The organism is Haladaptatus marinus, assembly GCF_051194195.1.
This window is the reverse complement of the sequence record NZ_JBLZNK010000004.1, coordinates 628,084-645,986: the sequence shown is the minus strand read 5'-3', so window position 1 is coordinate 645,986 and position 17,903 is coordinate 628,084. Positions and strand designations below refer to the sequence as shown.

The following is a 17,903-nucleotide window of genomic DNA, read 5'->3' as shown; positions in this document are numbered from 1 at the left end:
CGGATGTTGATTGTCTTCCGTTTCACTGTATGCATGTATTGCATGGAGTGCGTATTGGATGCTTCGATTGCGTGGGCCTGTGGGACTGCAACAGAACAGTGTATGAACAGATGATGACGGCGCTGTATCCCCTCCCTACTCGCTCCCTTCGGTCGCTCCTTGAGGAAGGGGCCTTAGCGCCTGCTTCAGGTAAAATCACGCGGCCGTATGACAAGATTGGAGCAATTCGGATTAGCCTATCTTCACGACAGAACGGGAGTCGTATTGGTGTCTGCTTACCTGTGTCAAAAATCAGAACCCAACCACGTTCATGGATCTATTCCGTTTCCTCCGTCTCATCGTGTAGAAAAGGGGCTAACGACTGTTCGATGATTTTCTTGTTTGCTCGGCGGAGCCGTTCAGATGCGGCTTGGTGACTAATTCCGAGCAATCGACTGACATCTTGCTGCGAGGATCGGCGAGGAATTTCGTAATATCCCTGATTGTATGCAGCACGGATCGCTTCCAATTGCTCAGGGGTGAGCCCAAGCCGAGTCACGTCAGGCGGATAGATGTCCCGTAATTTATCGAGGGTAAACTGGATCTCGTGCGTCTGGCAGTACTCGTCGAATCGAGAGAGGTCGGCCTGCGTGCCGAACCGGAGGCGTACTATCCATTCCCCGTGCTCACCATATCCCCCGACGATCGTTCCCTTTGTCTGGCGTACACCCTCAAGTAAGCTCGTGCCTGCTGGCTCCCAGTGAAGCCGATTTAATCGTTTTTCTTCGACGGTAGTCAACAGATTGAATTCCGTGATGTCTTGACTTTCAGCGAATGCACTTTCGATTTCTTCCGGGTTCGGTGCCGTTTCAGTGGCCGCAACCCACACGAACGGAAGGAACTCATCTTCACGTCCCATCGGGACGATGCGATCAAATTCGATGCGCAGGCCGGACATCGTCTGAAAGACTTGTCCGAAAGCGAATTCCTCGGCGTCGATACGAAGGTCAATCTCAATGGTCATTGAGGGAGGTACGCTCGCAATGGCACAGTTCATTTCTCTTCTCAGAAAAGTTGTGTTGTGACCCACAGAGTTGATGAGACCTCCGTCACAGTGGTTCAACCCTTCTGGCTTCCCAAAACTAGCATTCGGCCGATTCTGAGAGGCAACATCGTATTCTCCCACGCCATTTACTAGGAAAACTGACTATACAGACTATCTAGTAACACTGTTCAGTATTACTAACTAGGAATCAGAAGCACCGATAACGCCGAGAAAAGGGAATACAGACCATTCACAGTACGTTAAAATCTCCGTGAAATTGAATTGAGTTCACGGCGTGAGTACAGCTCGAAACCGAACCTTGTTTTCCATCATCCGTTCATTCGCATCAGCGGCCTCCGTTAGCACCTGTACCGATCGCTCAGCACGACATCCGTTGATGGACAGATATGTACGGAAACGGTAAGGATATTGCCTCACAATTTGGGGAGGAGTCACGAAATCGGATACAACCCCAACCGGCAGATATGGAAGTTTAATACATACGCACCCGCTTATCTAATCAATAGCCTCTATGTATACGCGTCGGGTCTGTCTCAAATCGGCTGTAGCGAGCGTAGTGGGAATCACTAGTCTTGCCGGTTGCTCATCTGATCGGAACGACGTCGAAAAAACAACGACCGAAGAAAAAACGCAAGACGAACCCTCCTCGCTCGAAATCCAGCATTCCTGGACTAATGCCGGTGAAAAAGATGCGATTACGTCACTCTTCGAAGGGTTTCAGGAACTCCATTCCGATGTAGAAGTCGACGAACAGGGGGTTGCAGGTCGGGGCGGCGGCGATCTACAGACAACGGTAAAAAAGCGGATCATCGACGACAATCCTCCCGACTCGTGGCAATCCTGGTCGGGGCAAAACCTGCGAACGTATGTAGATGCGGGGGTTCTCCAACGTCTCCAAAACGGAATCGATTTCGAAGAGATGGATTGGAACGCGTTTTCACCGGTATCGAAACGGCTTTCCAAAATCGACGGATCGTTCGTCGCCGTCCCATTGAGTGTTAGCAATCTGAACAATCTTTTCTACAATGTCGAAATCATGGACGAGGTGGGTATCGATCCACGAACCATTCAGACGCCGCGTGCGCTGGTGAACTCCGCGCAAATAATCGAAGAGTCGACGGATCATAGAGGGGTCGTCCACGCGACGAAAAACGTCTGGCCAACACTGGAACTATGGGAATCGGTGTTGCTGGGCGAATTTGGTGTAGAGACGCACCAATCTATCGTCAACGAGAAAATGCAGTCGAACGAGCGAGCGGTGAGGGAGTCGCTCCGCATTGTCGATGAATATCATGAACAGTCCCCCGACGGTATCGTTTCGTCCAACTGGCGCGAAGCAGCAAAACGGTTTCAAAACGGGAACGTTGCTTTCTTCCACCAAGGTGATTGGGCGGCGGCGGCATTTCGAAACGACGACTTTGAGTTCGAAACCGACTGGAACTGTGTTGCGTTTCCCGGGACAAACGATCAGTACCTGCTGAGTATGGATTCATTTCCGTTTCCGAAGAACAGTTCCGCTACGACGGCACTTCCCAAATTCCTGCAGTACGTTAGTTCGGTCGAAGCCCAACAGCGATTTACGCAGAATCGAGGTTCGATTCCGCCGAGGACGGATGTGCCGGAAGCGGGATATGGCCCCTTTTATCGTCGCCAAATGAAGCGATTTCGAGATACAAATAGCCGACTCCCGTCGATAGCACACGGACTGGCAGTTCCACCCGCATCGCGGGCTAATCTGACCAACGCGATGCAGGATTTCACTTCGACCTGGGATGTCGAGCAGACGACACAGAAGATTCTAACAATGTTCGATTGAGCAAAAACGATGTTCTATCCATTGTTCGAAGCGGGGATGTCCGGCTTGCGTTCGTAGATAACGACGCCCCGATTTTGGTATACCTGTTGATACTCGTTGGATCGATTCAGTTCCGTAATGAATGCTCGCTGCTGCTTGTACTTGCGCCCATACACCGTGTACGCGCCTTTCGGCACGTAGATGTAGTCCGGATTCGTTTCGGTAAGCGCGATATTTTTATCCAAATCATCGACATTTGTGACTGTGGATATCCGCTGATATGCCGTGTGTTGCCACTGGTATGCGACCGAACTCCGCTCCCATTCGACGCCCCACGGACCGACGACGTTTGTCCGATTCGCCAGATACGGAAACCATTCTGCGGCATCGCCAATGACCATGAACTCGGCAGATGGCTCGATGTTCCGTTGCACCCACTGCATCGCGGCGTAATCCTCTTCATCGATGAACGAAGGCATCGAATTGCTCCCCTCGTACTCGTTCACCGACCCGGAGACATACAGAGTCGTGACGTTTGCCCCAAGGAGTGAAAGCACCAGGAGAATCGCAGTAAGTGTGTGTTGTCGAGATAAAACCGGTTCTATCCGCTGTGCAATCCATGGTACGGCACCATCGAGAATAAATACGGCCGTCACCAGCGATCCGACCACAGCGATGAATCGGGTCTCACCGGTCGTCCCACCAACGAGGAGAAGCCAGGACGGAAGAAAGAGCCGACGATCTGCGAGTAAATATACGACCCCAGCGGCCGGAATCGCATACCACAGGGAAAGAAGAACCACACCGAATAGATTCGGAGATGGGGAAATTCCCGCTGACAGTTGCTGCTGGGTAAACACGGCGTCTACGACGACACCGAGACCCCCTCCGATACCACCGTGCGTACTCGATGCCGAAACGAGGTTATCGAGACTATAGATGGAGATGATCCTGCCCCACCAGGGGACAGTCAGAATAACGCCACAGATACCGACGAGGGCCGCGTCCGTGAATCCTCGAACCGTCGGAGCGTACGTAACGGTAAACACGACGATACCGATGGTAAGAAACACGGTATACTCCGGGTGAGTGAGTGCGGTCAGCGTGAACCAGACGATCGTCGGAACGATCCAGCGACGGGAACCGGTTTTGAAGAGACGTAAGGCCGTGTACAGTCCGGCGAGCGAAAAAAAGAACGCTGGTGCTCGAACGATACCGCCTGCGGAGAAGTGCCATCGAACGAACGCTGGCGTCACTGCGAGAACGAAACTCGCCAACCCGGCTCGCTTTGGCGTCTGTAGCAACAGTTTGGAAAGTAAATAAAACGGCACTAAACTTGCGATAGTGATGACTCCCGGGAGATAGCGGGAGAGCGTGAACAAATCGACACCCAGGATACCATGGAGAGCCGAAAGGCTGTAAAAAACCAGCGGTGGATACGCGAACGGAACTCCGTTCGCCGTGTATTGGGGCACGACGCGAGGGAATTGATATCCGTTATTCGCTATCTGTTCTGAGATAGAGAGGAAGAGTCCACCGCCGAAGGCCGGAAACTGATGTGTGGCGAGATAGCTACTGTATGCCAGAATAGAGATGAAAAGAGCGGGCGTAAGCCAGAGATACTCCAATAACCATTCATTTATATTCTCGTATTTGTAGTCAGAATTAAGTAAATCAATTTGCATCTTGATGATCGGTTTGGTGGGTCAAATTTTCAATAATCGTGGCACCATCTTCTATGTTATGGACTTCCCTGAAGGCACCAATCCTATTGACGTAGTTCATCTCGTTCGTTCGAACGCACACTTCGGTAGATCGGTCACCATATTGGCCATAATCCCTATTACAATTAGGATATCCTATATAAATAACTGACGAGCATTCATAATGAGTAACACAAGAGCGGATACTGACAAATATCAGGAACGATTGGAGACTGTCTTCAACAGACTCTATGAGGGTTTCTTGTCCACCCTTTTCAGCGGATACCGAAGAATCATCTTCATTTTCGCGACGTCCCTTTTCGTGAGCAGTATCTATCTCCTCACCCATCCATATCCTGCGTACGGTGCTGGTCTCTTTCTTAAGACAGCCGAGACCATCATGAGCCAAAACTATGCACTTCCAAAACAGGTGGCTGGGTATACACATGGCGGCATTCCTTTTGCATATCCCCCGCTCGCGTTCTACGCTACCGCGCTCCTCCTCGATGCCGGTGTCCAGCCACTCGAAGTTACGCGTGTGATTCCAGCCGGTATAACGTCCATCGCTTTCATTCCGTACTATCTTCTTGCTCGCGAATGTCTTCCATCGCCACGGCGAGCGGGTATCGCGGCCCTTATCGCCACCGTCACTCCCATGTTGCTTCAATGGCATCTCTCGGCTGGCGGAATCGTTCGTGCACCTGCGTTCTTCGTTCTCCTCACGGGGCTGTATGTTGGCATTCGATTATTCCGCCATGGAAAACGATCCACCCTGGTTGCTGCGTCAGTTCTTTTCGGCATGATTCTATTACTTCACCCGACATATTCGCTCTTTTTCGGTGTGAGCTATCTCCTCTTTTTCCTCGTTGAAAACCGGTCGCTTAGGGGATTTTTCAGCGGTAGTATCGTCGCTGGAAGTGGATTGATGATCGCAGGGCCCTGGATTGCACAGGTTGCGACATCCCACGGCGTTTCTGCTTTTACATCGGCGGCTGGAACTCATGGTGGATTGGGTGCGGGCGTAATAATGTTTTTCGAACGACTTACTGATCCCTTCGTCAGCTTTCCCGCCGTTATTTTGTGGTATACACTCCTCTGTTTTGGACTCTATTACTTCGGTACCAGACGGCAGTATTTCCTCCCTTTCTGGTTCGGGATCTCGGTTTTCTTGATGGACGAGATACGATTCGCGTTCATTCCTGGTGTTATGATCATCACCGTCGGACTGACTGATATCGTGCCGACGCTTCACACCCGACTTCGGAAGTCAAATCGGACGGTCACATCACACGTTGCAGTTCCGGCACTCGTACTCGGATTGCTTGCGTGCCTCGGTATCCTGTTCGTCGGAGGGCACTCGGTAGGGAGCCAATCGTCGATGCCAGCGTTCATCGATCACGAGGATACAGAAGCGATGGAATGGGTACGTTCGGAAACGGCAACCGATACGGAGTTCGTGGTTCTCGGCGATGCCGCGGAGTGGTTTCCGTATTTTTCAGAACGGACGATTCTTGTCGGTCCGTGGGGCGTCGAGTGGAAGTCACCGGACGCGTATCAGCGCCAGAAGGAGTCCTATATTACTCTCTCCGAGTGTCACACTGCCCGATGTTTGACGAACAATCTCCGGTCACAACCCGGACAACCGGACTATCTCTATATCCCGAAAGGTCGATATACGGTTCGCGGACAGACTGCTGACCAACCCGACGAGATGCATCTGTCGCTCGAACGAAGCGATCGATATCGCATTGTACACGAGAACGACGGCGTACTCATCGTTCGAACTCTCGATACGGACTGAGCGCCGAGGAAACACCCATTCCTGTATTTTTCTTGGCAACAGTTTTTATAATTCGACTCCACTATCGCTCCACTAGGAATGGATGATTGGCTTAGTCGCCGCCGGTTTCTCGAACTAAGTGCAACGACGTACACCGCCGGTTCCGCTGTGAGTGCGGTTCATCATGCGTCAAAAGAGGGCGATTCGAAACAAGCATCTCCGCGACTGCGATCTGCCGGGGCATCGCAACTTCGGTCTCAGGATTCAAACACCGCTCCTGTCGATGTCCGCGGTGCAGTCTACGTCCCGACGCGTGCGTTCAACCGTTTTCAGATGTGGCGGGAGTATGACCCCGATGTCATCGAACGTGACCTCGGCTACGCAGCTCGCCTGAACTTGAATTCGATTCGAACGTGGCTTAGCTACGAGTATTGGCTTGAAGACCGCGAGGCACACGGCGAAAAACTAGAGCACTTTCTGGAGACTGCGGATGCCCATGGGCTTCGTGTTCTCCTCGGTCTGTTCGACAGTATCGGCGAGGAACCGACGCTCGATAACCTGCTCGGCTCCGATTTACATGCCGGCGTGCAAACGTATTCCCCATCGACCCGGACGATGCGGAATCCATCCCTCTGGGACAACCCTCGCGATTTTATACTGTGGTTTATGAGACGATACAGTGACGACTCCCGATTGCTTGCGATCGAACTCTCGAACGAACCGGGGTGGAGACCTGAACGCAAACGCTTTGTCAAAGCAATGTCGGAGCTATTTACCCTCCACCGTGGTTCGATTCCGCTGACAATCGGATCCACGAGTCTCACGAACAATACCGACTATCTGGAGTGGGGGATGGACGTTTTGCAATTTCACTACAACTTTGCGCAATCCCCGTCCCATTTCCGCCGAGCACTTCGACAGGCGAAACATATCCAATCGAAATACGAAGCCCCCGTGTGGCTGTCCGAGTGGCAACGAATTCGGCCGGGAGAGGGGTTCTTTGCTGATCTCGACGGCGAAGCACGGTTTCCGGACTATTCATCGCTGGCTCGACTACTCCAGACCACAAATATCGGCAACTTCTTTTGGTCGCTGATGCTCCGACCGGCCTCCGAGTTACACTTCCGTCACCAAGGGATGGTAAACGGACTCTTTCATGAGGATGGTGCCGTCTGGAGTTTGGATGACGCTCGGGCGATTACAGCGATGTCCGGTGACTCCTCGTTCGAGGGAACCGAACGAAAGGAGTATCCGGACTGGATGGCCGGATTACTGCCCTCGAGATACCCACGATCCGAACCGTATCCGCGGTGATCGGGTTCGATTGCAGCCCGTATTCGGCATTCTCTCCTGTGCAACGACGGCCGTCGCTTGAACCGTCCGCAACCCCGCAGGCTACGGTCGTTCGTGTCTCATCGCTCTGTGTACCATTTTCGCTTCTTTTGCTCCTGTTCTACGTTTTCCTGTACTTCGGCCAGTTGCTCCTCCAATTCATCTATTTCCTCCCCGAGGGTCTGAATAGTGGTACACAGGAGGCCGATGATTTCCCGGTTTTGCTGGGTTGTACTTTGAGCCGCGAGTCTATTGTTCAGCTTCTGTTCTAACTGATCTCGTGCCTCTGACATTGTCCCGGTATTTGGTCGAGAACCACTAATTCTTTACCCTGTTTTAACCAACAATCAAACCATCATATATTAGAGCATATAGCGAGTAATCAGGTCAAGAAGCGCGAGTAACGGTGATTGATTCCGCTGATTTGTTATTTAATTAATAGCCCCAATATTTGAACACTCGAGTCGTGGGAAAATTTTTTGATATTTATTGTCACGGACATCGAAAACCACACCATATTCGGACAGCAGAAAACCCATCCGTTTACGACTATGCGACGTCAAGACGATCATGCAAATGCGTTGTTAAACATTTTAGTTTCCAGTAGCACAAAGTGGTTCGGAGCGGGGAGTTCGAACCAACTGGGACTGTGATATTATATTGAACTAAAGAATCCTTGAATCCTCCCCGTCCTGAAGGCCGGGGATTTTAATTCCATCTCTTTATAAATTTTATTTTATATAAAACCCTGACGACGATACACGACAGCCCTACTATTCAGGTTTCCAATCCAATTTAATCGTCACTGATTCGCGATTCCCACGGAGCACAGACGACGATTCACGAGTGCTGATTTCATAGGCGACAGCGTCCGGTGGTGAGAGCGTCACCGTCTTGTTGCCAACATCGATATCTGCGTCCCCATTTTCTCGAAGTTCGTGGGCAATTGCTTGCAACCGATCGGCTACTTCTTCTCGTGAAATTTTCTCCTCATGAAGTGTTTTTTCGGCCATCAGATGCCTATATCTCAAACCACTCGAATAGATGTTTTGGGCAAGAGATTCGGGTACAAACGAACACCAACCCAAAATCCGGAATCTATGACGGTTCACGCGACAGTTTCTCCCATGGACGTTTATTTGAGGCGATAATGAACTGGCCGCCATTCCATTACAACCGTATCAACATCCTATCGGGCGGTCACTGCTAGAAAGTCGGACTCACGAATCACGCTACAAATATCGACGTCGCTGGCTTCCCCTGCGTGTCGCGTTTGCTCGTTGCGTTCACTCTCTGTCACAGTCCATAGTATCTCAGCCACTCCCTCTCTGATTGAAAGTGTCGCATGTGATACTACATTAATTCTTTTGATATAAATATTATAGTGATAAAAATATTGGTAAAAGGAACTACTCGACCAACCACAAGAGGTAAAGTTATATGTCTCAGGTTTGACCACCCTGGTGTGATGATATCAAATGCCACGGACCGGGTGAAGCGCAGGTCGTTTCTTAAACTCGCTGGCGCTGGCGGACTTACTGCTACAGCGGGCTGTATTGGATTTGGAGGAAGTGGTGGATCGGGGGAAATCGTCTTCGGCCAACCTGCAGCGCAGACTGGTCAGTGGGACTTTCTCCAACCTGGTGTTTCCCAAGCGACTGATGTCGCACTTCAGGGCATTAACGACGCTGGAGGACCGTTAGATTCAAAACTGAAGGTAGTTCGACGTGATACGGCTGTCAACCCACAGGAAGCCAGATCAGTAGTCACCCAACTCGTTGAAAACGACGACGCGGTAGCATTGCTTGGACTGTTTTCTAGTGAAATCAATCCGCTCTTTAACTTTCTGCAAGAACAACAGACACCGATTGTGACTCCCTGGCCGGGTTCGAACTTCCTTGACACTCGCGGTGGTGACAAAGGAACGCCGAAGAATATCGATGATGACGGCTGGGTCTGGCGAACTGTGATAAGCGACACTGTTCACACCGCTGGCGCTGCAAAACGCGCGCTTGAGCAAAACCATGACAAGATCGGAATTATAAACGGTAACTCAGAGGGGGCACGAAGCTGGGCTGACGGATTTAAGACTGCATATGAAAACGGTGGAGGAACCGTCACAAAGCAGGTCGAAGTCAGCCAAGGGGGGTCGAGCTACCAGTCTGCACTCGACCGCCTATTCGGAAGCAACTTTAGTGCATTTGCAGTAAGCATTCCTCTGGAAGATGCGATTACGCTATTGTCTGACTGGGCAGACGGCGGCTACGGTAAACAGCCTATCCTCTCAGATCCACTTTCACAGAATGACCTTGCTAAACAGGTTGGAAGTGATCTCAATGGGGCATGGGCAGCTAGTCCTGGCCAGTCCGGCCCGAGCTACGATACCTTCCAAAGCGCCTACAAAAAAGCCGACGGTAACGCTGAAATCAACGCGTGGACAGCCCCGGCCTGGGACGCAATTCAGGTGACTGCACTAGCCACTGAACGTGCTGGTGAGGCGAGTGCGGAGGCCATTGAGAAAAATCTCGGACCGGTCACTCGAGGGAACGGCACTGAAGTCAGCACATTTGCTGAAGGGAAGAAAGCGTTAGGGAATGACAAGGAGATTGTTTACCGTGGTGCTGCAACATCTATGACTTTCACCAAGTTCGGAAATGTATTTGGATCGGTGAATATCAACGCCGCAATGAATGGCAAGTTCACCCAGCAAGAAGTCATCCCAGCGAAAGAACTTCGCAAGTTCGTCAGCGAAGACGAGTACTGAGCATGGGACTCGCACAAAATATCATCTTTGGGCTTGTAACCGGTTCGTATATCGCCATCGCAGCAATCGGTTTTACCCTGATATACGGTATTGTAAACATGATAAACTTCGCATACGGCGAATACCTTACTATCGGAGCGTTTGTCGGTGTCGTTACCGCTAGCTCGCTTCCACTCCCGTTGCCAATCGCAGTGCTTATCGCGATGGGTGCTGGCGGTCTTGCCAGTCTCATCCTCGCTCGAGTATTCTTCACTCCTATCAACAACACTGGCCCTGTGCCGATGTTGCTAACTTCTATTGGATTGGGACTAGTATTGCGGAATGCTATCCGTCTGACTGCAGGCCGAAGTGGTCGCTATTTTGACACCCAAGTGACAACATTCCGGTTCGAGAACCTGCCGGATTTCTCGATCGGATCGGTAGATCTCCTCGGTGATCTTTTCGTTACTTCCCAACAGCTCGTGGTTATCGGAAGCGCAATTATCGTCTTCCTCACGCTTCACACGTTGTTGACCCGTACCGACATAGGAATCGCGATGCGTGCAATGGGTGACGATGAGAATTTGGCTCGCATCCGCGGTATCGACACACAGATGATTCGGGATAGTGTCTGGATACTAGCTGGAGTACTCGCGGGACTAGCAGGTGTGCTTATCGGTATCCAAACGAATGTCAGCGCTGGGACAGGGTTCAACCATATCCTCCAAATATTGGCCGCCGCCATCCTTGGTGGTGCCGGAAGTCCATACGGTGCCATTGCAGGGTCGTACATCATCGGCATCGTGTTGGCGCTGTCGGTGGCGTTTCTTCCCTCGGGAATGACCGGCATCTCGTCAGCCGTAGCATTCCTCCTCCTCATCGTCGTCTTGCTCATCAAACCGAGCGGTATTGCCGGCCAAGAGGTGCGGGAAGCGTGAGCCTCATCGATCGACTCCCACGGGATGACTCAGGACGGGCGTTTTTATTGGGTGGTGTCTGTATTCTGCTGGCATCGATATTCGCGCTCACACCCCTGCGTACGACGCTCCCTGACGGATTTTTTGTCTTTTTCGAAGTCGGGATTCTGTTCACGATGTATGGCATATTGGTTCTGGGACTAAATCTCCAATACGGCCACACCGGTCTCGTCAACTTCGGTCACGTGGTCTTTTTCGCTGTCGGTGCATACTCGGTAGCGATGCTGTCGGCCCAGGATACCTTCGCCGGTATCGGCTTAGGTTACCCGTGGCCCTTGGCACTGGTAGTTGGGATAGTCGTCGCGGCACTGCTCGGTGCTATCGTTGGTGCTACGTCTCTTCGCCTGCGTGATGACTTTCTGGCTATCGCTACCCTTGCCACTGCCGAGATATTCCACACGTTGTTTGTCAACTTCCGAAACATATTCGGAGGGAACGTCGGCATTCTGGGCGTGCCACAGCCAGTGAAAGATGTTGCCAGTGGTAGTGATACCACACTGCTCGCAACCATACTGCTATTTGGTGGTTTTACCATGGTGATATTTGCGATTATTACACGGTTGACCGACGCGCCGTATGGCCGGGTGTTGCGAGCGATCCGCGCAGATGAGTTAGTCACACGGTCGGTTGGGAAGCCGACGTTCACCTATAAGATGCAAGCGTTTGTCTACGGTGCCGCACTTGCTGGCCTTGCTGGTGGCCTATTTGCGCTTTATAACGGTGCGGTTGCTCCAGGGTTCTTTACCATTCAGGTCACGGTAACCGTCTGGATTGGAATGTTGCTAGGAGGAGCTGGTAATAACCGTGCGGTCTTGGCAGGTCTCGCGATTATCATGGGCCTTCGATTGATGTCGCGGTTTGCACTTGATATTGCTCCAGTGTCGGCTGATGCGTTTGCATCTATCCGACTCATCCTCATTGGAATCATATTGATACTGGTCATCCGCTATCGGCCAGCCGGTATTTGGGGAGATGCGAAAGAGCTGGGGGTCGATTCATGAGCTTACTTGAGGTTGAGAACCTAGTCAAGGAATTTGGTGGTCTTCGCGCGCTTGATCACCTCTCACTTTCAGTCGATCGGGGGGAACTTGTCGGTGTAATGGGGCCAAATGGCGCGGGAAAGTCGACGTTTTTCAACTGTGTTAGTGGCGTTGTCCTCCCCGACGATGGTCAGGTTACATTCGACGGCAACGATGTTACTGGTGACTCCCCCGAAAAACTGGCTCAGACAGGAATGGTTCGTACCTTCCAGCACACACGGGAACTGGAAACGATGACGGTTCGCGACAATGTACGGCTCGCAGCACCCGACCAATCCGGCGAACATACGATTCCTGCATTATTGCACACGGATGGGATGAAGAAACAAGAAAACATGGTTCGTGATCGGGCTGACGAACTGATTGAAGCGTTTGAACTCGACCACCTCGCCGATGAGTATAGCAGCAACCTTTCAGGTGGTCAACGAAAATTACTGGAATTGGCTCGAGTTTTAATGCTCGAACCGGATCTTCTCCTGCTGGATGAACCATTCGCAGGGGTCAACCCTACGTTGACTCGTGAAATCGCCGATCGTATCCGCGCTCTCAACGACGATGGTATGACAATCATCCTCATCGAACACGAACTCGAGACCTTAACCGAATTGGTCGATCATCTGGTCGTTCTCGAACAGGGACGCCTCCTCGTTGAGGGCATTCCCGACGAAGTTCTGTCGGACGAGCGTGTTATCGAAGCGTATCTCGGAGAGTAATTATGTATGCACAATACCCCCACGACTGCACCGAAACTCGACTTCAACTAGAGATCACCGACTGGCGGTCACAGATACCTGTTGAGGCCAGCTCAAAGGCGGAGGTTGTAGTGTGACATTGCTCGAAGTCTCACAACTCGATGCCGGCTATGGTGACCTCCAGGTACTCTCTGACATCGACCTTCATGTCGAACAAGGCGAGTATGTTACTATCGTCGGTCCAAACGGTGCCGGTAAATCTACTGCAATGAAGGCAATCTTTGGCCTCGCCGACCGCCAAGGGGGATCCATTACCTTTGACGGCGCTGATATTACAAACCTTCCTCCAGAGTCAGTCATTCACAAAGGACTGAGCTACGTTCCCCAGAACGAGAACATCTTTCCCTCACTGACTGTCACGGAGAATCTCCGACTCGGAGCATACATTCTCGATGATATGCCCGACGAGAGGCGACAGGCCATCTTCGATCGTTTTCCAATCCTATCCCAACGCCTCGACCAGAAGGCTGGGTCCATGTCCGGTGGTCAGCAACAGATGCTTGCAATGGGCTGTGCACTGATGCTAGATCCAGACCTCCTGTTATTGGACGAACCCTCGGCTGGCCTCGCGCCGGATCTGGTTACTGAGATGTTCGACCGCATTGACGCGGTCAACGACGCCGGAACAGCTATCCTGATGGTTGAACAGAACGCAAAGAAAGCTCTTCGGCGTTGTGACCGTGGATACGTGCTTGCGCAGGGTGAGAACCGTTACGAGGGCTCTGGAAACGAACTACTCGACGACGAAGAGGTTCGGCGACAGTTCCTCGGTGGCTGACTATCGTTTAGTGAGAAAATTAAGACATATTTCATACGGCGCATGCTTTGACTGACTTGTAAGAATTCACTCTGCTAGTTGTTCACAGTAGACTTATCTCGTTTCGAGATACAATGTAAGACAATATGGACGTTGTCGTAGTCGGAGGCGGAATTATCGGTCTATCCTCGGCATACTACCTTGCACGAGCAGGCGCAAACGTAACTCTTTGTGAAAAAGGTTCGCTCGGGATGGAAAGCACTGCGCGCTCTGCGGGCGGTATCAGAATGCAATTCTCAACTGAAACCAATGTTCGGCTGTCACTAGCAAGTCAAGAGGTGTGGAATACTTTCGACGAGGAATTTGGAGTTGACATCGCGCATCGCAAATCCGGCTATCTCTTTCTCGCACGTGATGAAAAGACAGCACAAAAATTCCGTGAGAACGTAACGATGCAGAATGATCTCGGTGTTGAGACAAAGTATCTCTCACCATCGGAGGCAGTAGATTATTGTCCTGGACTTCGTTCAAACCGTTTTCTCGCCGCGACCTACAACGCTACGGATGGATATGCCGACCCGAACCTTGCTGTGCAGGGGTATGCCGAAAAAGCGAGGGAACTCGGTGTCGATATTCAGACGAAAACTGCGGTTCGCAATATTATTACCGATGGTTCGAACGTCACGGGTGTTGAAACGGATGTTGGGAAAGTTGATGCGGATTACGTCGTTAACACCGCTGGTGCATGGGCGGGGAACCTCGCCGCGATGGCGGGAATCGATCTACCAATATACCCGCGACGGAGACAGATAGCGATCGTCGATCCGACACAGCCACTTCCGGAAGATCATCCATTAACCATTGACCTCGATACAGGGTCGTACTTTCGCCCGGAACGAGATGGAGCAGCGATCGTCGGCGGTCATTTCAGTGACGAGGATGCTGATGTCGATCCAGAGACGTATTCAGACTCAATGTCCCTTGAATGGGCGGCCACAGCCGTCGAACACGCAGCGAACTATACAGCGTACTTTGACGGCGACTCGCGTATCAGGAGAGGATGGGCGGGACTGTACGCTGTAACGCCGGATCACCATCCCATCATTGAAGAGACCATCCCGGGATTCATCACTGCTGCGGGTTTTTCAGGTCATGGTTTCCAACATGCGCCCGCGACTGGGAAATTGGTCGCCGAACTTTGTATCGATGACAGACCCTCCCTCGTCAATATCGACCCGTTGTCAAGTCGTCGATTTGAGAGCGATAACGAGCTCATCGAACAAAATGTTGCGTGAAAATAAAGACCCAAGTATATATTAGGTGACAACCATGACCAAAGAACTGTCGTTTTGAATGGATTATCTGACGCTACTCCATCCGGCAAATTGCACCTCCTGTTTTCGTCCGGTTTCTAACAGTAGGCACCGCATAACAATATTCATCGCGGCCATTGAATGGAATGCGGACGGCGATGGGAGTCCGCTGTTGCCCTGACCCCGCGACGTTCGAGTCCAACACACGCCGTCTCTGGCGTCCTACTCTCGCAGTGTGGCTGTGCCGTCATTCCCAGCGCGGCCATAATGCGTTCCGGTGGGGAAACTCCGAGACGTGAGAACGGGTTGCTTGTTGGTAGAAGCACCATCGACGCTCCGACTCGTGTCGTCGATGGCGGCCACGAAGTGGCCCCGGTGGTTCGATTCCACCCCCGTTCGTTTCTTTCGGTGAGTCATCTTGCTACCCTTCCTGTAGTAATATAGTGATAAAATGAAATTTGATAATACTGACTAAGTGGGATCACCATGAACAATCAACCTCGAACCTTTTGGACAAAATACACAGTATCTATACTCCCGTCCGGTTTTAACTCTGTGTCGGGCTGCATCCGATATGACACCCACAGCAGCCCGACAAGCGCCTTGCCCATCTCGTCACGTCTAAAAACATGGTTGGGAGGTGCTACGTGAGACCTCGTGGTGTAATCACGTATCCGGAGTCGTGGAAAACAGACGACTATGAAGCCATCTATCAGCTTTTCGCGAGCGCAGCGACTAAATAGTCTTGATAATCGCGTGCGTCCCCGAGTCCGACCGTTACGTTCGACATGAGAATCGAAAACAAAATATCCGGTTTCGTTGAGCGGCGGATAGCACCGGAGAGTGCACGCGTCCCACGAACTGTCCCGGTTTTTGCTTGGACGGGGACGTTTACGTCTTCCAACCGGTACGTGAGCGTGCCTTCACCGGGTGTTGGCAGTGACTCGAAGAACGTGTCGGACCATGGCTTCTTTTGTGCCCATTCCAGCAGGGAGACGACATTGCGTGCGGAAACGAGGTTGAATTGTGAGAGTCCAGATCCGTCTCGAAAGACGGTGGCGTCGGCTCCCAAACTGGCGAAGTACCCGTCGGCCAAGTCCGTCCACGCATCGAACGACCCCTCACCGAGTGCACGGTGTGCCGTCCTGAGCGCCAACTGGTCGGCATCGACATTGTTCGAGTACGTTAGCATCGGGTCGAGCACCTCGTGTAGTGGTTCTGATTCGAGACCGAGTTCGAACGCCGGTGTCGTCTCTTTGCGTTCCGTCCGCAGCGCTACACCACCTTTGACGGTGATACCTTCCCGTTCGAGAGCGTCTACGAACACCGCGGCACAGTGCTCATCCGGACGCATCACCGGGGCTAATTCGGTCTCCTTGTAGCCCGGTGGGAGTTCGCCGATCGCGTAGATGGTGTTCGTAACTCGGTCGAGGTAGGTGTAGAAGTAACCGTCTGCTTCTGCAGGCGCTTTCGAAAGGTATGACTCGACGGATACAAATTTCGAGCGTGGTTCGACTGTGAGATTGATAGCCCCGTTGGAACGCTCAGCGGTGAGAGCTACCTTATTCCAGTTAAGGGCGAGCGTTGAACTCGGTGCACCATACGAGTATTGTGGATCCTCCCACGTCCATCCTTCCGGATACCCAGGACCGCGAACCGAGAATACCGGGCCGTAGCCGGACGTCTCAAATTCGGTGATGTCGGCGACGACATCACCATGGACAGTCTTTATTCCCTGTTCGGAGACCTGCTTCGCCAACGTTTCGAGCTGCGATTTCGCCAGGACGTCGCCGGTTCCGCGAAGTACAATATCACCGTGAAGTTGTGTGCCAGCCGTAGAACCATCCCCGAAAACAGTCGTTTCGGTACGCGCGTCCGATCCGAGATGTTCGAGTGCGAGTGCAGCCGAAAGGAGCTTTGCGTTCGAGGCAGGTTTGACGACTTTGTCAGCTTCATGACTCGCCAGTACGTCACCGTCTGTTCCGAGCTCTTTCGCGTATACCGAGACGATTCCGCCGGGGAATTTTTCATCCGCTTTCGCAAGTAGGGTCTCGATAGTCGTCAGTTCGGAATTCGATTCGTCGGATTCATCGTCGGTTTGGGTTGCTGTGGCGGTGTCGCCAAATGCTGCCCCGACACCGATCAGACCTGTTGCTCCGAGAAACGTTCGTCTGTCCGCACCCCAGATTTTATCCTTCATTTCGATAATAAATTTATTATTAGGGAATAAGTAATAGCGCCCATTCATGCTAGGTGACATCCTCCCACGCCGAAAGACGCGGGCCTCCTACACCCACCAAGGGGCGGTTCGGTGGGATGTTTAGGGTTCGCACCCCGACGAGGTGCTGGCACTGCCACGGTACCGGTACTCCTATCGCGTCCGGGATACAGACGAGACTTGGAGTTACGTGATTATTTTATGTCGGTTCCGCCGTCCGTGGGCTTACTTTTTGATGCGGCAAACACCGAGTCAACTGCCAGTTTTCGGACTGTCAGAATCCGATAGGGTACCATCGAATCGACGCCAATAAATATGCACTTAGGGCGTCTAAAAATTTCGAAAATGGAGTTTGAATAGATGAAGATTGCGCTGTATCCCTGCCCGCAAGAACGGGGTTTTAGCGCCTGCAAACCTATAAATCGGACCAATATTTCAGCAAGGCAGC

General features: G+C 51.9%; 14 protein-coding genes. 9 read left to right on the top strand and 5 right to left on the bottom strand.

From position 1 onward, the window contains the following. Positions 1-316: 316 nt before the first annotated feature. The gene (locus ACN2TU_RS16795) at positions 317-1,003 is read right to left on the bottom strand and encodes a helix-turn-helix domain-containing protein (RefSeq protein WP_435156934.1); all 687 of its coding nucleotides are present in this window, start codon (positions 1,001-1,003) and stop codon (positions 317-319) included. Between the two features lie 598 nt (positions 1,004-1,601). Between ACN2TU_RS16795 and ACN2TU_RS16790 the strand changes: the two genes are divergently transcribed. Then, entirely contained in the window at positions 1,602-2,861 is a 1,260-nt protein-coding gene (locus ACN2TU_RS16790) for an ABC transporter substrate-binding protein (protein WP_435156933.1), read from the top strand. A gap of 14 nt (positions 2,862-2,875) precedes the next feature. Here the strand turns inward: ACN2TU_RS16790 and ACN2TU_RS16785 are convergent, their stop codons facing one another. Next, positions 2,876-4,315: a hypothetical protein gene (locus ACN2TU_RS16785; protein WP_435156932.1), complete on the bottom strand. Its 1,440-nt coding sequence runs from the start codon at positions 4,313-4,315 to the stop codon at positions 2,876-2,878. A 550-nt stretch (positions 4,316-4,865) separates the two neighbouring features. Here ACN2TU_RS16785 and ACN2TU_RS16780 point away from each other — a divergent pair. Both ACN2TU_RS16780 and ACN2TU_RS16775 read left to right on the top strand, forming a co-directional pair. Further along, positions 4,866-6,344, top strand: coding sequence for an ArnT family glycosyltransferase (locus ACN2TU_RS16780; protein ID WP_435156931.1), 1,479 nt, complete (start codon positions 4,866-4,868; stop codon positions 6,342-6,344). 78 nt (positions 6,345-6,422) lie between these two features. Continuing rightward, a complete protein-coding gene (locus tag ACN2TU_RS16775; protein WP_435156929.1) occupies positions 6,423-7,637 on the top strand; it encodes a glycoside hydrolase 5 family protein in 1,215 nt (404 codons plus the stop codon). Between the two features lie 98 nt (positions 7,638-7,735). Here the strand turns inward: ACN2TU_RS16775 and ACN2TU_RS16770 are convergent, their stop codons facing one another. After that, positions 7,736-7,948, bottom strand: a complete 213-nt coding sequence (locus tag ACN2TU_RS16770) for a hypothetical protein (protein WP_435156928.1) — start codon at positions 7,946-7,948, stop codon at positions 7,736-7,738. Between the two features lie 480 nt (positions 7,949-8,428). After that, positions 8,429-8,668 (bottom strand): amphi-Trp domain-containing protein, encoded by a 240-nt coding sequence (locus ACN2TU_RS16765; RefSeq protein WP_435156927.1) that lies wholly within the window; start codon positions 8,666-8,668, stop codon positions 8,429-8,431. Positions 8,669-9,123: 455 nt separating this feature from the next. Here ACN2TU_RS16765 and ACN2TU_RS16760 point away from each other — a divergent pair, with 455 nt between their 5' ends. The 6 genes from ACN2TU_RS16760 to ACN2TU_RS16735 all read left to right on the top strand — a co-directional run bounded on the left by ACN2TU_RS16760 (position 9,124) and on the right by ACN2TU_RS16735 (position 15,219). Next, positions 9,124-10,419: an ABC transporter substrate-binding protein gene (locus tag ACN2TU_RS16760; protein ID WP_435156925.1), complete on the top strand. Its 1,296-nt coding sequence runs from the start codon at positions 9,124-9,126 to the stop codon at positions 10,417-10,419. A 2-nt stretch (positions 10,420-10,421) separates the two neighbouring features. Then, positions 10,422-11,336 carry a branched-chain amino acid ABC transporter permease gene (locus ACN2TU_RS16755; RefSeq protein WP_435156923.1) on the top strand — a complete coding sequence of 305 codons (915 nt, stop codon included), beginning with the start codon at positions 10,422-10,424 and terminating at the stop codon, positions 11,334-11,336. Further along, positions 11,333-12,376, top strand: coding sequence for a branched-chain amino acid ABC transporter permease (locus tag ACN2TU_RS16750; protein ID WP_435156922.1), 1,044 nt, complete (start codon positions 11,333-11,335; stop codon positions 12,374-12,376). Before ACN2TU_RS16755 ends, ACN2TU_RS16750 begins: the two co-directional genes overlap by 4 nt. After that, complete coding sequence (locus ACN2TU_RS16745) at positions 12,373-13,128, top strand: ABC transporter ATP-binding protein (protein WP_435156920.1); 756 nt, start codon at positions 12,373-12,375, stop codon at positions 13,126-13,128. Before ACN2TU_RS16750 ends, ACN2TU_RS16745 begins: the two co-directional genes overlap by 4 nt. A 112-nt stretch (positions 13,129-13,240) precedes the next feature. After that, a complete protein-coding gene (locus ACN2TU_RS16740; RefSeq protein ID WP_435156919.1) occupies positions 13,241-13,945 on the top strand; it encodes an ABC transporter ATP-binding protein in 705 nt (234 codons plus the stop codon). Positions 13,946-14,070: 125 nt separating this feature from the next. Further along, entirely contained in the window at positions 14,071-15,219 is a 1,149-nt protein-coding gene (locus tag ACN2TU_RS16735; RefSeq protein ID WP_435156918.1) for an NAD(P)/FAD-dependent oxidoreductase, read from the top strand. A 730-nt stretch (positions 15,220-15,949) separates the two neighbouring features. Here the strand turns inward: ACN2TU_RS16735 and dacB are convergent. Continuing rightward, positions 15,950-17,437 (bottom strand): D-alanyl-D-alanine carboxypeptidase/D-alanyl-D-alanine endopeptidase, encoded by a 1,488-nt coding sequence (dacB, locus tag ACN2TU_RS16730; RefSeq protein WP_435156917.1) that lies wholly within the window; start codon positions 17,435-17,437, stop codon positions 15,950-15,952. Positions 17,438-17,903: the final 466 nt, after the last annotated feature.

What these genes read in the sequence shown, in the direction of transcription:
- ACN2TU_RS16735 (WP_435156918.1), top strand. Translation starts at nt 14,071, where the DNA reads ATGGACGTTGTCGTAGTCGGAGGCGGAATTATCGGTCTATCCTCGGCA.
- ACN2TU_RS16795 (WP_435156934.1), bottom strand. Translation starts at nt 1,003, where the DNA reads ATGACCATTGAGATTGACCTTCGTATCGACGCCGAGGAATTCGCTTTC.
- ACN2TU_RS16755 (WP_435156923.1), top strand. Translation starts at nt 10,422, where the DNA reads ATGGGACTCGCACAAAATATCATCTTTGGGCTTGTAACCGGTTCGTAT.
- ACN2TU_RS16765 (WP_435156927.1), bottom strand. Translation starts at nt 8,668, where the DNA reads ATGGCCGAAAAAACACTTCATGAGGAGAAAATTTCACGAGAAGAAGTA.
- dacB (WP_435156917.1), bottom strand. Translation starts at nt 17,437, where the DNA reads ATGAAGGATAAAATCTGGGGTGCGGACAGACGAACGTTTCTCGGAGCA.
- ACN2TU_RS16760 (WP_435156925.1), top strand. Translation starts at nt 9,124, where the DNA reads ATGATATCAAATGCCACGGACCGGGTGAAGCGCAGGTCGTTTCTTAAA.
- ACN2TU_RS16770 (WP_435156928.1), bottom strand. Translation starts at nt 7,948, where the DNA reads ATGTCAGAGGCACGAGATCAGTTAGAACAGAAGCTGAACAATAGACTC.
- ACN2TU_RS16775 (WP_435156929.1), top strand. Translation starts at nt 6,423, where the DNA reads ATGGATGATTGGCTTAGTCGCCGCCGGTTTCTCGAACTAAGTGCAACG.
- ACN2TU_RS16745 (WP_435156920.1), top strand. Translation starts at nt 12,373, where the DNA reads ATGAGCTTACTTGAGGTTGAGAACCTAGTCAAGGAATTTGGTGGTCTT.